The sequence below is a fragment of the Parundibacterium terreum genome, assembly GCF_014636315.1.
In the GTDB taxonomy this organism is placed as follows: Bacteria; Pseudomonadota; Gammaproteobacteria; order Burkholderiales; family Burkholderiaceae_D; genus Undibacterium; species Undibacterium terreum.
In genome coordinates this window covers 1,826,807-1,840,883 of sequence record NZ_BMED01000001.1, presented here as the reverse complement: position 1 = coordinate 1,840,883, position 14,077 = coordinate 1,826,807, and the positions used below count along the sequence as shown (strand labels likewise).

At 57.0% G+C, this 14,077-nt stretch carries 11 protein-coding genes and 2 riboswitches; of the genes, 4 read left to right on the top strand and 7 right to left on the bottom strand.

Annotated elements, in window-relative coordinates; genetic code table 11:
- Positions 1-17 precede the first annotated feature (17 nt).
- From IEW12_RS08565 to IEW12_RS08545, 5 genes are all read right to left on the bottom strand, one after another.
- The gene (locus IEW12_RS08565; RefSeq protein WP_188565484.1) at positions 18-392 is read right to left on the bottom strand and encodes a VOC family protein; all 375 of its coding nucleotides are present in this window, start codon (positions 390-392) and stop codon (positions 18-20) included.
- A gap of 103 nt (positions 393-495) precedes the next feature.
- Complete coding sequence (locus IEW12_RS08560; RefSeq protein ID WP_188565483.1) at positions 496-2,316, bottom strand: ABC transporter transmembrane domain-containing protein; 1,821 nt, start codon at positions 2,314-2,316, stop codon at positions 496-498.
- The gene (locus IEW12_RS08555) at positions 2,313-3,422 is read right to left on the bottom strand and encodes a lipocalin-like domain-containing protein (RefSeq protein WP_229750992.1); all 1,110 of its coding nucleotides are present in this window, start codon (positions 3,420-3,422) and stop codon (positions 2,313-2,315) included. The genes IEW12_RS08560 and IEW12_RS08555 overlap by 4 nt, the downstream gene beginning before the upstream one ends.
- On the bottom strand, positions 3,422-5,968 hold the full coding sequence (locus IEW12_RS08550; protein ID WP_229750991.1) for an FtsX-like permease family protein: 2,547 nt from the start codon (positions 5,966-5,968) through the stop codon (positions 3,422-3,424). The genes IEW12_RS08555 and IEW12_RS08550 overlap by 1 nt, the downstream gene beginning before the upstream one ends.
- Positions 5,965-6,612: an ABC transporter ATP-binding protein gene (locus IEW12_RS08545; protein ID WP_188565482.1), complete on the bottom strand. Its 648-nt coding sequence runs from the start codon at positions 6,610-6,612 to the stop codon at positions 5,965-5,967. Before IEW12_RS08545 ends, IEW12_RS08550 begins: the two co-directional genes overlap by 4 nt.
- Positions 6,613-6,835: 223 nt before the next feature.
- Here IEW12_RS08545 and IEW12_RS08540 point away from each other — a divergent pair, with 223 nt between their 5' ends.
- Positions 6,836-7,012, top strand: coding sequence for a hypothetical protein (locus tag IEW12_RS08540; RefSeq protein ID WP_188565481.1), 177 nt, complete (start codon positions 6,836-6,838; stop codon positions 7,010-7,012).
- A gap of 78 nt (positions 7,013-7,090) precedes the next feature.
- On the opposite strand, the gene map is transcribed toward IEW12_RS08540, so the two are convergent.
- Positions 7,091-7,903, bottom strand: coding sequence for a type I methionyl aminopeptidase (gene map, locus IEW12_RS08535; RefSeq protein WP_188565480.1), 813 nt, complete (start codon positions 7,901-7,903; stop codon positions 7,091-7,093).
- A 12-nt stretch (positions 7,904-7,915) separates the two neighbouring features.
- Positions 7,916-8,521 (bottom strand): TetR/AcrR family transcriptional regulator, encoded by a 606-nt coding sequence (locus tag IEW12_RS08530; protein WP_188565479.1) that lies wholly within the window; start codon positions 8,519-8,521, stop codon positions 7,916-7,918.
- Positions 8,522-8,720: 199 nt separating this feature from the next.
- Positions 8,721-8,808, top strand: a riboswitch (glycine riboswitch).
- 8 nt (positions 8,809-8,816) lie between these two features.
- Positions 8,817-8,968: riboswitch (glycine riboswitch) on the top strand.
- 112 nt (positions 8,969-9,080) lie between these two features.
- On the opposite strand from IEW12_RS08530, the gene gcvT reads away from it, so the two are divergent.
- The 3 genes from gcvT to gcvP all read left to right on the top strand — a co-directional run bounded on the left by gcvT (position 9,081) and on the right by gcvP (position 13,746).
- Positions 9,081-10,214: a glycine cleavage system aminomethyltransferase GcvT gene (gcvT, locus tag IEW12_RS08525; protein ID WP_188565478.1), complete on the top strand. Its 1,134-nt coding sequence runs from the start codon at positions 9,081-9,083 to the stop codon at positions 10,212-10,214.
- 109 nt (positions 10,215-10,323) lie between these two features.
- Positions 10,324-10,701 carry a glycine cleavage system protein GcvH gene (gene gcvH, locus IEW12_RS08520; RefSeq protein ID WP_188565477.1) on the top strand — a complete coding sequence of 126 codons (378 nt, stop codon included), beginning with the start codon at positions 10,324-10,326 and terminating at the stop codon, positions 10,699-10,701.
- A gap of 153 nt (positions 10,702-10,854) precedes the next feature.
- On the top strand, positions 10,855-13,746 hold the full coding sequence (gene gcvP / locus IEW12_RS08515; RefSeq protein WP_188565728.1) for an aminomethyl-transferring glycine dehydrogenase: 2,892 nt from the start codon (positions 10,855-10,857) through the stop codon (positions 13,744-13,746).
- Positions 13,747-14,077 lie beyond the last annotated feature (331 nt).

The following is a 14,077-nucleotide window of genomic DNA, read 5'->3' as shown; positions in this document are numbered from 1 at the left end:
AGCACATACTTGAAAGTTTATTCCTTGCCGAAATAAAAGGCGTTCAATTTATTGCCATCCAGGTCGCGGAAGTAGCCGGCATAAAAACCGCCGCCGCGCGGTCCAGCCGGCCCTTCGTCTTTTGCGCCGAGTTCTATGGCTTTCTTGTAGACGGCATCCACTTTTTCCTTGCTGTCCATGACCAGCGCAACCATGGTGCCGTTGCCCAGGCAGGCATCCTTGCCGTTGTAGGGCTTGATGATGCCCAGCGATGGCTGCGTCGGGCTAACAGCCCAGGCGATGAATTTGTCGGATTCCATGTATCGCTTGGCACCGATAACGGCCAGCAATTCATCATAAAATTTGGCGGCACGATCGAAGTCGTTGGTGCCGAATGTGACATAACCTATCATTGTTGTCCCCTTGTTGTTTTGGTTAATACCGTCTTTTGACCAGCTTGGCTGGTCATTTAAGGTAAAAACATTGTGCCATATTCAGGCAGGGGAATTGCAGCCGCTACTCAAAAATATCGAATTGCAATGAAGCCAGTTTCGCGTAGATACCGCCTTCGGCCACCAGCGATGCATGGGTTCCGGTTTCCACTACGTGCCCGTGCTCCATCACGATGATGCGGTCGGCTTTTTGCACAGTCGCCAGCCTGTGCGCGATGATCAATGTAGTACGGCCCTGCATCGCGACTTCCAGTGCGGTCTGTACCAGGCGTTCCGATTCTGCATCCAGTGCGCTGGTTGCTTCGTCCAGCAATAGTAGCGGTGGATTTTTCAACAACGCGCGCGCGATGGCAATGCGCTGGCGTTGTCCGCCGGACAGGCGTACGCCTCGTTCGCCGAGGAAGGATTGATAGCCGCCTGGCAGTCTTTCTATGAATTCATGCGCGGCGGCCATCTTTGCCGCTGCAATGACTTCCGCGTCACTGGCGTTCGCCCTGCCGTAGCGGATATTTTCCATCGCATTGGCGGAAAAGATCACCGTATCCTGCGGCACGATGCCGATTGCATCGCGCAAGGTATGCAGCTCCAGCTGGCGGATATCCACGCCATCCAGCATGATTTGTCCCTGCTGCGGATCGTAAAAGCGCAGTAGCAACTGGAATAGGGTAGTCTTGCCGGCACCTGAGGAGCCAACGACGGCTACTGTTTCACCTGGCTGGATACTGAGCGACAGATGCGCCAGCGCCGACATCTGCGGACGGGAAGGATAGTGGAACACGATATCCTTCAACTCCAGTGAAGAGCCACTGGCAGTGCGCGGCGGCAGTTGCAAGGCTCGCGAAGGGGATTGTATCGGCGATTCCACCGACATTAGCTCCAGCAGGCGCTCTGTGGCGCCGGCAGCCCTTTGTGCCTCACCCATGACTTCGGACAGCGCGCCGATAGCGCCAGCGACGATGGAGGCATACAGAATGAACTGGCCAAGTTCGCCACTGCTCATGCTGCCTTGCATCACCGCGTGCGCACCCAGCCACAATACAAAGACGATGGCGCCGAATATCAGCAGTATGGCAACCATCGTCAACAGCGAGCGCGCGCGTATGCGCCGCATTGCCGTGCCGAAGGCACTTTCTACCGAAGATGAAAACCGGCTCGTTTCTATCTGCTCATGCGTGAAAGCCTGTACTGTGGGCATCGCATTCAATATTTCGCCGGCCATCGCCGAGGCGTCGGCTATCCTGTCCTGCGAGTCGCGCGACAGCCTGCGCACCCTGCGGCCGAATAGCACAATGGGCAGCACTACGGCGGCCAGCATGACGATGATGATGGAGGACAGCTTGGGGCTGGTGACGAACAGCATGACCAGGCCGCCGATGAACAACAGGCCATTGCGCAGCGCCATCGAGATGCTGGTGCCGACCACCGCCTGTATCAGTGTGGTATCGGTAGTCAGGCGCGACAGCACTTCGCCGGTTTGGGTGGTCTCGAAGAATTGCGGACTCTGCGTGACGACATGCGAGTACACGGCATTGCGGATATCGGCAGTCACCCGTTCACCCAGCCAGGACACCATGTAAAAGCGCGCCGCAGTGGCGATGCCGAGTATGCAGGCTACGCCGAACAGTGCCAGGAAAGTCAGGTCCACATGCTTGATGCTCTTGTCGCCGGTGCCGCCAAAGCCCAGGTCTATCATCTGCCTGAACGCGTAAGGAATCACCAGAGTTGCACCGGCAGCGACCAGCAGGGCGATACCCGCCAGCAGGAATTGCTTTTTGTAAGGCAGCAGGAAAGGAAGCAGCCCTTTCAGGGTTGCTAGACTGCTTTTAGTGCGAACATTGTTCTCAGTGTTGTCTGCTACTGCACTGCCAGCTGTGGATGTCGTCATAATTTGAGTGCTTTGTTGTAACCGGTTAATTCCAGATAGCCGCGTCCTGCCGGCTGGCCATTGCGCTTTACTGTGACAGCGCCTTCCCAATAGATTGCACCTGTGGAGTGGCGCGAGTCCAGTTCCTGGTTATCGCTCAACGGCAGCAAATCCCAGATGTCCGATGCCGCTGCCTGGCCATGAACACCGGATAATTCTATCGATGTTGCGACCGGATAGGTGGTTTTGGTTGCCGCCGACGTCCATCGCCGCTTGGGGATGAAACGAACCTGGCCGTCGGCATACTGCCTTATTTTTCCTTGTGCATCGCGGTGGGTGGCGTGCGACCACACCGCCTTACCTTCCTTGTTCCTGATCTGGAAGGCCATCAATGCGCCGCCATCGTCCAGGTTGGCACCCAGCCAGTCCCAGCCGGCAGAATCTCTGTCCAGTACCGATGTTGACCATTCATGGTCCAGCCAGGCAGTGCCGGTGACGTTGCTTTCCTGGCCTGCGCGGACGATACTGCCGCTGACTTTCAAGTGCGGTTCGCTGTAATAATAGCTGGCCTGTTCCGGCCTGGGGCCTTTTTGCGAATAACCTTGCTCCCCTTGAAGCAAGAGTGCCTGCGACGGTGACAGGATAAGCTTGAGGGTAAAAGCGTCGGTGACGATGCTGGCCTGGTAATTGCCCCGGCTGTCGCGCTGCAAACTCCAGTTATCCAGTTTGACATCCGTGTTGCCGGTTTTTGCATAAGCCAGCCCGAATCCCTCGCGTGCGGACTTTTGATCGTGCATCAGCTTGCCTGCGGCAGGATCGGATAGCGCGGCATGCGCGATAATCAATTGGCGGGGCGCAAATTTGCTGGGGTTGCCGGCATTGGCGCCCGTTGCAGAACGGAAGAACGTGACCTGGAAGCCCAATGGCTTCTTGTCCGGCGTTTCCAGCCAGCCGGTCGCATACCACCACTCGGTGCGGTAGTTGGGGTGGGCGCCAAAGTCCTGAGGAAAATTCAGCGCTTTGCCCGGCACCACGTTGGCAAAATCGCTGGCAAAATCAGCGGCCTGCACCCATCCCTGGGACGTCAATAGACTTGCCAGCATAAGTAGAAGCATTTTCTTCAGCATCACCAGTCCTCCCGTACCGCTTGCACTACGCTGCCTGACAAGGCCTGGCGGCCCGCCAGCAGTGCAGTGAGGCCGGATGCAACCAGCATGACCGCCGCAACACTGAATAACAGGCTCCAGGGCATGTGCATTTGCATGCTCCAATGAAAAGACTGGGGATTGACAACAAATACCAGGATCAGGCTGATGACCCAGCCCAGCACAAAACCGGTCAGAATGCCGATGGCGGTCAGCAGGCTGCCTTCGGCTATCAGGATTGCCAGTATTTCGCGCCGTGTAACGCCTATATGCCGCAGCATACCGAATTCCTTGGCCCTAGCCAGGGTTTGCGCGGAAAAGGTCGCTGCGACACCGAACAAGCCTATCACCATCGCGATCAGTTCCAGCAGGTAGGTAATGGCAAAGCTGCGGTCGAAGATCTTCAGGCTGGTCGCGCGGATTTCCGACGATTGTGCAAATTCCAGCGCAGAGCCGAAGGGCAGGGCACGTATCTGTTGGATGAGCTGTTCTGCCTGCACGTTGGCTTCCATCGTAATTGCTGCATTGCTGACGTCCAGGTCACCGGTCAGTTTCCGGTAATCCGATATTTGCATCGCAATCGCTCCGGATTGCCTTGCATAGTCCCGCCACACGCCAGCCACAATTGCCGGGTAGCGCTGCTGGTTTAATGGTAGCTGTATCTGCTTCCCGGGCGTATATCCATACAGATCCACCATCGCTTCCGATACCCAGACCGGCATTACACCTTGAGGAATATTGACTGGCGTATTTCCTTCCAAGATGGGTATGGATTTTCCGGGATCAAGAGTATTGATGGGGCGCGCCATCAATAAGACATTGGGCCGGTCAGGGGAGAAAAGCAGGCTGGCGGTGCGCATGAATTCAATCTTCTGCACGCCGGGTACAGTGGCCAGCAGGTTTTGCTGTGCCGGATTGAGGCGGCTGGTTTCCCCGGTGATGGCAGTGCTGACATATAGCGGAGCGGGCAGGATATGCAGCAGCCAGTCGTCCACCGAAACCCGAAAGCTGGCCACCATGATGGCCATGGCCACCATCAGGCTGAAGCTGGACAGCACGCCGCTGAGCGCGATTGATGCCTGGTTTGGTACATTGGCGAGCCTGGCCAGGGCCAGGCCGACGATGGCCGGTTGGCTCGGCTTATAAAGCCTGCTGAAGAGCAGGGCACTGATTCTCGGCATCAGCATGATGCCCCCTATCAGCAGCAATGCAACGGATAGATAGCCAAAAATCGGCAAGCTGCGGACTGCAGGCAGTTGCGAGCACAGGCCCCCCGCCGCAAGCACCAGCAAGGCCGGCCAGGCTGCCGCCAGGCGGGACATGGAGCTGTCTTCGCTGCCGGATTTCAGTGCCTGGGCCGGATGGGCGCGTGCCGCTTCCCATGCCGGGGCGGCGCAACCCAACAAGGAGACGGCAGTGCCCAGTGAAAAAAATAACAGCGCCGCTAAAGGTGTGAAAATGACACTGGGCTGCACGCCGGGGAAGTAGCCGCCACCTAGGTCGCCGCCGAAAAATTTCAGCGTCAGGGCTGCCATCAGGTAGCCGCCGCCTATGCCCAATGCAGAGCCTGCGATACCCAGGCCGGCGCCTTCCATCAAGACCTGGCGCAGGATATGCCAGCGTGTCAGGCCTATCACGCGCAGCAGTGCAAACTGGCTGCGTCGTCGCACTACCGACAGCGCCTGTGTGGAAAAAACAAAGAAGGCTCCAGTGAACAAGGCGACCAGTGCCAGCACCGTCAGATTGACACGGTAGGCGCGCGACATGTTTTCGGTGCGGTTTTCCTGGTTGCTGGTTTCGGTTGCAATCAGCCTGCCTTCCTTGGCTATTGCGGCTTTGAATGCTTCGCGATTCACGCCAGGCTTTAACACCAGATCGACCCGCGACAGCTTGCCCAGCAAACCGAAGCGCCATTGCATCGCGCCTATGTCCATCACGGCAATGCGCTGGCCGGCACGCGGGCTGACCAGGCCGCCGGCGACGCGCAGATCGATTATCTGTACGCCGCTACGCAGATGCAGGACTTCTCCCGCCTTCAAGTTCAACCATTGCATTGCTGCAGGGGACAGGAAAACGGCATCGTCGGCCAGCATGTCATACGGTTTATCTTCCGCTGGAATACCCAGCAGGTCCGGAGACAGCTCCGAGGCCCTGAAGCTGTCCAGGCCCAGTATCTTAAGCGGGCCGGTTTGTCCGGGAACTGCGGCGTCCAGCTCCAGTACCGGGCTGGCGAGTTTGACTTCGGGTTTATTGGCAAGCTGCGGATAAAAGTCTTCGTCTATCCTGGCCTGGTAGCCGCGCACCGACAGGTCGGCCTGGCCGGAAATGCTCTTGACTGCTGCCGTGAATTCATTGAAGGCTGCAGCATTGATCAGGTGGATGGCAAAGCCCAGCGTAACGCCGATCGCAATGGCAGCGATGGCCACCAATGCCCGTACCGGATGCGCCCGCCATTCTCCAAACAGCAGCCAGCTTGCCCAGCTCGTGCTGCTTATGGTGCTTTTGCTGCGGCTGTGCATTTTACTCATGCTTCCCGCAAGCCTTCCTTGGACAGGATCAGCGTACGGTCGGCAAATTCCGCCGCGGCATGCGAGTGCGTGACCATGACGGCGGAGGCATTATTGTTCTTGATCTCGCTGCGCAGCAGATTCAGGATGCCATGCGCGGTGTCCGGATCCAGGTTGCCGGTAGGTTCATCGGCCAGTATCAAAGCCGGTTGATGTACCAGTGCGCGTGCAATTGCCACCCTTTGCAGTTCGCCGCCGGATAATTGCCGCGGGAAGTCCCTGCCTCGGCCCGGCAGGCCGACAGCGTCCAGCATCTGTGTCGCACGCTCTGCGGTTTTTCCGTTCAGCAGCAGCGGCAGTGCGATATTTTGCTCCAGCGTCAAATGCGGCAGCACATGGAAAGCCTGGAATACGAAGCCCATGCTGCGTCGGCGCAGCGCCGTGGCGGCATCATCATCCAGCTCCGACATATTGACGCCGTCTACCCAGATCTGGCCGGAATCCGGCGCGTCCAGTCCGGCGATCAGGTTCAGTAAGGTGGATTTGCCGACGCCGGAATCACCCATGATGGCGACGAATTCACCGGTTTTTACCAAATATGACAGATCCGTCAGGACGTGGCGGTGCTGGCCATAGGTCTTGCTGAGTGCGCGTAGTTCTAGCATGCGTTGTTTTTAAGGTTAATTTTCTCTGCGGCAGCTTAGCATTGATTCTGTAAACGTTTTGACAGTACCGGATATTGCAATGCCGCTGAAAAAAATAGCAAGAAGCCTGAACTTACGCGTGGCAATGTAGCAGGTATCTCTGAGGGGGAGTAAATTCCGGCAGGAATTGTTGCCGTGGTCTATAGTGAAAGCGCGCAAAGTTCATTCATTGCGGGAGGCTCTCATGATAGAAATCGTGGTGATCGTCATACTGCTGGGCTTGCTAATAGCCGTTTTCATGTCAAGTATTCCGCCCAAGCAAGAAAATCTGCCGGAATACCATTTTGAGCGCACGCCCAAGCGCGCCGTGGCGAAGGATGGAACAAACAAGCCGGCAAATCATGGGGAACTGCGGCCATAGCCGCTGGCGGGAGCAGAGTCGCTCCTTGGCACCAATTTAATACTGCAAGCCGGCCTTAGCTCTGCCTATTGGGACGGCTCAGGCCGCTTGCCTTTCTTCTCTTTCCCTGGCCGACAAGGTGAATATCTCTACACCGTCTTCGGTTACCGCCACCGTATGCTCAAACTGCGCCGACAGGGAATGGTCCTTGGTCACGGTTGTCCACTTGTCGCCCAATACCTTTACCTGATAGTTACCGGCATTGACCATGGGTTCTATCGTAAAGAACATGCCCGGTTCCAGCACGATGCCGGTGCCACGTTTGCCCAGGTGCATCACTTGCGGCGTATCGTGGAAAACCTGGCCTACGCCGTGGCCGCAAAAATCGCGTACCGATGAAAAACCGGCGGCGCGCACGATGCCGTCTATCTCCGCACCGATGTCGCCTAGCGTATTGCCGGGCTTGACCAGGGCGACGCCCGCCATCATAGACTGATAGGCGACAGCAACCAGGCGGTTGGCCAGAATGGAGACTTCGCCGACTTTGAAGGTGCGGCTGGTATCGCCGTGCCAGCCATTGATTTTTGGTGTGACATCGATGTTAAGGATGTCACCGGGCTTCAGCACCTTGGTATCGGACGGAACACCGTGCGTGACCACATGGTTGACCGAGATGCAGCTTGCATGCTTGTAGCCATGGTAGTCGATAGTGGCCGGAATACTGCCTGCCGCGCGCATGAAATCTTCGCACAGCTTGTCCAGATGCGCGGTGGTGACGCCTGGCTGAATAAACGGTTCGATATAGTCCAGCGTATCGGAGGCAATGCGGCCGGCGATGCGCATCTGCTCAAAATGCTCCGCGTCGTGCAGGCGTATCGGTTTGCCGTATTCTGTCTGGGTGGAGTAGCGCATGCTCGTTATCCTTTAGTGTGTCTGGTATGAATGCTCGCGGGCAGCGATGGCCGCGTCGTGCGTAGCCCGCAATATCTGGTCTATGCGGGCTGGAATTTGCTGGTCTTGCTGCAGATAGGGTTTGATCATCGCAATCGGTGAGGCAAACAGCATGAAGCGCAATATGGCCTCTGCTTCGCCGTCCTCCTGGCTGTCCTGCTTGCCGTTGTCCAGGCATAGCCGGAAGCACAGATCCAGCGCCTGCTGCTCTTGCTCCAGCTGCGCGTGTAATTCAGCAGGCAGCGGCTCATTGAACACCGGGTAGTCCTCGCATTGCAGCAAAAACTTGGCATACAGAGGTTTATCCCTGCACCATTGCAGCAGGCCGGCGACGGCTGGCCAGGTATTGCCTTCAGCCCAATGGCAGGCGACTTCTTTCCTGAAGTCCGCCTTCACCCGCAGCCAGGCGCGGGCCAGGATGGCGCCGCGGGATTCAAAGCGGTGGTATACCGAGCCTATCGGCGCTCCCGCCTTGCCGGCGATGGCGGCCATCGATACTGCGGCCACGCCGCAACGCGCCGCGACTTCGATGGACGCGTCGATGATGTTGTCTTCAGTGAACTTAGCTAGTCTGACCATTCAAATAGAATATAGATTCTATTTGAGTTTGTCAAATTGACGGTGGAAAAAGCCCTCAGTTTTTTCATTTTGATAACACGGCGGCGCAGGCTTTAAAATGAGGAATCAAAGGGCGCATCATTGGCAAAAAAAACGGGGCAATTTTTACAAAAAATTGAACATCCGTTCGGCCAAGCCCCGCAAACCCCTATATAATCGCGCTACTTGATCGGGAGAGACCAGCATCGCGCTGGCGCCGAAGGGGCTACAACCCAAAAACTCTCAGGCAAAAGGACTGGTCAAGGGAAGAGATGTTTCTTCCAACTCTGGAGAGCGGTAGCGGCCTGTGCAGTATTCCCAAAAATTGGGATGACCGGGCGAACTATCCACCGAAGGTGCGCGCGGATTGAATGGTTTCAACCATGGATAATCCGTAATCTCTCAGGTACCAAGGACAGAGGGGTCTGCGATTCATCAGGCGCGGAACGGCAGTTTCGGTCATCGTTCAGTTTTGAACGATTGCCATTGCGCCTGTTTGCGTATTAGTGGTCGTCCCTTCTATTTTGGTAATGAGGTTTTCATGACGCAAGCCGACGCAACACAACTCAAAGCAACCCCTCTGAACGCAGCCCATCGTGCCGCCGGCGCGCGCATGGTCGATTTTGGCGGCTGGGACATGCCCGTCAACTACGGTTCGCAAATTGAAGAACATCATGCAGTGCGCAGCGATTGCGGCATGTTTGATGTGTCCCACATGTGCGTGGTCGACCTGCAGGGCGCCAATGTGCGCGCTTTCCTGCGCGGCCTGGTTGCCAATAATGTCGACAAGCTGCAGGTCGCCGGGAAAGCCCTGTATTCCTGCATGCTGCTGCCTGAAGGCGGCGTCATCGATGACCTGATCATCTACTTCTTTAACGAAAACTGGTTCCGCCTGGTCGTCAATGCCGGTACCGCAGAGAAAGACATTGCCTGGATTGCAAAGCGCAATGCAGAGACCAATAGCGGCCTCACGATTACTCAACGCCGCGACGGCGCCAATGCGCTGGCGCTGGTCGCTGTGCAAGGCCCGAATGCACGCGCCAAGACCTGGCAGGTATTGCCTGAAACCCAGGCTGCCAGCGAAGCTATCAAGCCTTTCAATGCCGTCATCACGGAAAATACCGCCTTCGGCGAAGTGATGGTCGCGCGTACCGGCTATACCGGCGAGGACGGCTTTGAAATTGCAGTGTCCGCCGACAAGGTCAATGCGCTGTGGGATGCACTCGTTGCTGCCGGCGTGAAGCCTGCCGGCCTGGGCGCGCGCGACACGCTGCGCCTGGAAGCAGGCATGAATTTGTACGGCCAGGACATGGATGAAACAGTCAATCCGCTGGATGCCGGTTTGGCCTGGACTATCGACCTGGTCAGCGAACGCGACTTCACCGGCAAGGCCGCATTGCAAAGCAAGGGCCAGAACGCCCAGTTCCTGGGTCTGATCCTGCGCGAAAAAGGCGGTGTGCTGCGTGCGCACCAAAAAGTGATCACGGCGCAAGGCGAGGGTGAAATCACCAGCGGTACTTTCAGCCCTACCATGCAGCAGACTATCGCTCTGGCGCGCCTGCCCATGGGTGTGGCGATCGGCGACACGGTGCAAGTGGCAATACGCGACAAGCAACTGGCAGCAACTGTAGTGAAACTGCCTTTCGTGCGCAACGGTAAGATACTGGCCAGTTAATCTGCCCGTCAATTCGGTACAGCTTCAGATTTAATTTTCAAACTTATAGAATCAATCCTGCGTGCTTTTGATCGAAATTTAAAACGCACGCACTTTTTTGGAGAACACGATGAATATCCCAGCAGACCTGAAATACACAGCCTCCCACGAATGGATCCGTAAAGAAGCCGATGGCACAGTGGCAGTCGGCATCAGCGAATTTGCGCAAGATTCCCTGGGCGATATCGTGTTTGTCGATTTGCCTAAAGTGGGCCAGGTTCTCGCTGCAGGCAAGGACTGCGCCGTGGTTGAGTCCGTCAAGGCCGCAGGCGATATCTATGCGCCTATCTCCGGTGAAGTCGTTGCTGTCAACGACGCTGTGGTTGATGCGCCTGAGTCCATCAATGCAAACGCCTACGATGCGTGGCTGTTCAAATTGAAACCAGCCAATGCAGCAGATGTTGACGCCCTGATGAGCGCCGACGACTACAAAAAGAACATAGGCTAAATCGGCAGTCCTGCCGACTATGCGACGGGCCGTGATGCCCGTGCATGGAGGGCGGGAGTTCCCTTGCATTCCCTGATGCGCAAGCGTGAAGCTTGCGCGGTTCCGCGCGGTTTCACGCGATTACAATTCATACCTTCGCTTATTCCTCCTATCATGACCCGTATCAGCCTTTCCCAACTTGAAGCACGCGACGCTTTCGTTGCACGCCATATCGGCCCGTCCGAGTCCGAACAGGCAAGCATGTTGTCCGCAGTCGGCTATTCATCGCTGACCGCGTTGATCGACGCTATTGTGCCTGCCAATATCCGCCGCAAGGACGTACTGCCGCTAGCGCAGTTCACCGATGCGTTGCCGGAACAGGCCGCACTGGCCAAGCTGAAACAGTTGGCCGGCAAAAACCGCGTGCTGAAATCCATGATAGGCCAGGGCTACTACAATACGCATACGCCGGGCGTCGTACTGCGCAATGTGTTTGAAAATCCAGCCTGGTACACCGCCTATACGCCTTACCAGCCTGAAATTTCGCAAGGCCGTCTGGAAGCCATGCTGAACTTCCAGCAAATGGTGACCGACCTGGCCGGCATGGATATCGCCAACGCGTCCATGCTGGACGAAGGCACTGCCGCCGCGGAAGCGATGACGTTGGTCATGCGCGTGGGCAAATCGAACTCCAAGGTATTCTATGTCGGTGACGACGTATTGCCGCAAACGCGCGAAGTGATAGAAACCCGCGCGCAACCGCTGGGCATAGAAGTGCGCACTTGCAAGGGCAAGGAAGCGCTGGAAAACGACTGCTTCGGCGTATTGCTGCAATACCCTGGCGTGAATGGCGATATCAAGGATTACCGCGACTACGCATCCGCGCTGCACGCCAAGGGCTGCATGGTGATTGTTGCAGCCGACTTGCTGGCGCTGACCTTGCTGACGCCTCCGGGTGAATGGGGCGCGGACGTTGTGGTTGGCAATAGCCAGCGCTTCGGTGTACCGCTCGGTTTCGGCGGCCCGCACGCAGGCTATATGTCCACCCGCGATGCGTTCAAACGCAGCATGCCAGGCCGTCTGGTCGGCGTGACGGTGGATGCGCAGGGCAACCAGGCTTACCGTCTGGCCTTGCAAACCCGCGAACAGCATATCCGCCGCGAAAAAGCGACTTCCAACATCTGTACCGCGCAGGTATTGCTGGCGGTGATGGCGTCGATGTATGCGGTATACCACGGTCCTGCCGGCCTGCGCCAGATCGCGCAGCGCGTGCACCGTTATACCGGCGTGCTGGCAACTGCCTTGCACCACCTGGGCTACGCCACGACCAATGCCACCTATTTCGACACACTGACTGTCAAGGTCAAGGACGCACAGGCGGTGCACGCGACGGCGGAAGCGAATGGCGTCAATCTGCGCCACATCGACGGCACGCACGTCGGTATCTCTTTGGATGAAACCACCAGCCGCGAAGATATCGCGCTGCTATGGTCCATCTTTGCAACCGGCATTGCACCAGCGCCGAAAGCTCCGGATTTTGATGCGATAGAAGCGGGCGTACAGGAATCCATTCCTACCGTATTGGCGCGTACTTCCGCCTACCTGACCCACCCGGTTTTCAACCGCTATCACTCCGAACATGAAATGCTGCGCTACCTGCGCGGCCTGGCTGACAAGGATCTGGCACTGGATCGCAGCATGATCCCGCTCGGTTCCTGCACGATGAAGCTGAACGCGACCAGCGAAATGATTCCCGTGACCTGGCCTGAGTTCTCCAATATGCATCCTTTCGCGCCTGCCGACCAGAGTATCGGTTATCGTGAAATGATCGATCAGCTGGAGGCGATGCTGTGCGCGGCAACTGGTTATGCAGCAGTTTCGCTGCAGCCGAATGCCGGTTCGCAAGGCGAATACGCAGGTTTGCTGGTGATCGAGGCTTACCACGCATCCCGTGGCGAATCGCATCGCAAGATCTGCCTGATTCCTTCTTCTGCGCACGGCACCAATCCGGCGTCGGCCAGCATGGTCAATATGGAAGTAGTGGTTGTCGCCTGCGACGAGCGCGGCAACGTGGATCTGGCCGATCTGCGCGCCAAGGCGGAAGCACATAAGGACGACCTGGCAGCAATCATGGTGACCTACCCATCCACGCATGGCGTGTTTGAAGAAGGCATCCAGGAAATCTGCGAGATCGTGCATGCGAACGGTGGCCAGGTTTATGTAGACGGCGCCAATATGAACGCGATGGTCGGTGTTGCTGCCCCGGGCCAATTCGGCGGCGACGTTAGCCACCTGAACCTACACAAAACCTTCTGCATCCCGCATGGCGGCGGCGGACCGGGCGTTGGTCCTGTTGCAGTCGGCGCGCATCTGGCGAAGTTCCTGCCTAACCAGAAGTCCAGCGGTTATCAAAGGGATCAGGCCGGTATCGGCGCTGTCAGCGCAGCACCTTTCGGTTCTGCCAGCATCTTGCCTATCTCATGGATGTATATCGCGATGATGGGTGCGGATGGCCTGAAAGCAGCGACTGAAACAGCGATCCTGGCTGCCAACTACATCGCCAAGCGTCTGGCACCGCATTACCCTGTGCTGTACTCCGGCCACGACGGCCTGGTCGCGCACGAGTGTATCCTGGATCTGCGTCCTATCACCGATCTGACCGGCATCAGCAATGAAGACGTGGCTAAGCGTCTGATCGACTTCGGCTTCCATGCGCCGACGATGAGCTTCCCGGTACCTGGCACGCTGATGATAGAGCCGACAGAAAGCGAATCGCTGGCTGAGTTGGACCGTTTCATCGATGCGATGATCACTATCCGCCAGGAAATCGCCAAGGTTGCCTCCGGCGAGTTTGACCGTCAGGACAATCCGCTGAAGCATGCACCGCACACCGTGCAGGTACTGACTGCGGATGAATGGACACATGCATACAGCCGCGAAGTGGCCGGCTATCCGGTCGCCAGCCTGCGCAAGCAGAAATACTGGGCGCCGGTAGGCCGTGCAGACAATGTATACGGCGACCGCAACCTGTTCTGCTCCTGTGTACCTATTTCTGACTATCAGTAAGCCGATTATTAGTAAGCGGCTTATCAATAGCTGATATAGCGCACTACACTGAGCAAATCAGCACCAAAGGGCATTGCAACAGCAATGCCCTTTTTTTATTGCCGCATGCATTTAGAGTTTTTCCACTAAAGCAGCATTCCCATCCATTTTCAGAGTGGCAGGCTAGTTAAGCTGCTGCGTTTCCAGCTTTTCTTTGCTGCATCGCAAATTGACAGTAGCCTCCGGCCCTCCTGATACTCCGCTCCGGTTGGTCCGTATTGCCCTCAATTTCAGCCCCGTTCCCACGGGCTTGCCCGGCACTCCGGCGTAACCGTTGCTCCCGTTTCAAAGC

Bases quoted from the DNA above. Each gene is read 5' to 3' on its own strand.
- IEW12_RS08560 (WP_188565483.1), bottom strand. From the start codon at position 2,316: ATGACGACATCCACAGCTGGCAGTGCAGTAGCAGACAACACTGAGAAC.
- map (WP_188565480.1), bottom strand. From the start codon at position 7,903: ATGCGCTACTCCACCCAGACAGAATACGGCAAACCGATACGCCTGCAC.
- gcvP (WP_188565728.1), top strand. From the start codon at position 10,855: ATGACCCGTATCAGCCTTTCCCAACTTGAAGCACGCGACGCTTTCGTT.
- IEW12_RS08530 (WP_188565479.1), bottom strand. From the start codon at position 8,521: ATGGTCAGACTAGCTAAGTTCACTGAAGACAACATCATCGACGCGTCC.
- gcvT (WP_188565478.1), top strand. From the start codon at position 9,081: ATGACGCAAGCCGACGCAACACAACTCAAAGCAACCCCTCTGAACGCA.
- IEW12_RS08555 (WP_229750992.1), bottom strand. From the start codon at position 3,422: ATGCTGAAGAAAATGCTTCTACTTATGCTGGCAAGTCTATTGACGTCC.
- gcvH (WP_188565477.1), top strand. From the start codon at position 10,324: ATGAATATCCCAGCAGACCTGAAATACACAGCCTCCCACGAATGGATC.
- IEW12_RS08565 (WP_188565484.1), bottom strand. From the start codon at position 392: ATGATAGGTTATGTCACATTCGGCACCAACGACTTCGATCGTGCCGCC.
- IEW12_RS08545 (WP_188565482.1), bottom strand. From the start codon at position 6,612: ATGCTAGAACTACGCGCACTCAGCAAGACCTATGGCCAGCACCGCCAC.
- IEW12_RS08550 (WP_229750991.1), bottom strand. From the start codon at position 5,968: ATGAGTAAAATGCACAGCCGCAGCAAAAGCACCATAAGCAGCACGAGC.
- IEW12_RS08540 (WP_188565481.1), top strand. From the start codon at position 6,836: ATGATAGAAATCGTGGTGATCGTCATACTGCTGGGCTTGCTAATAGCC.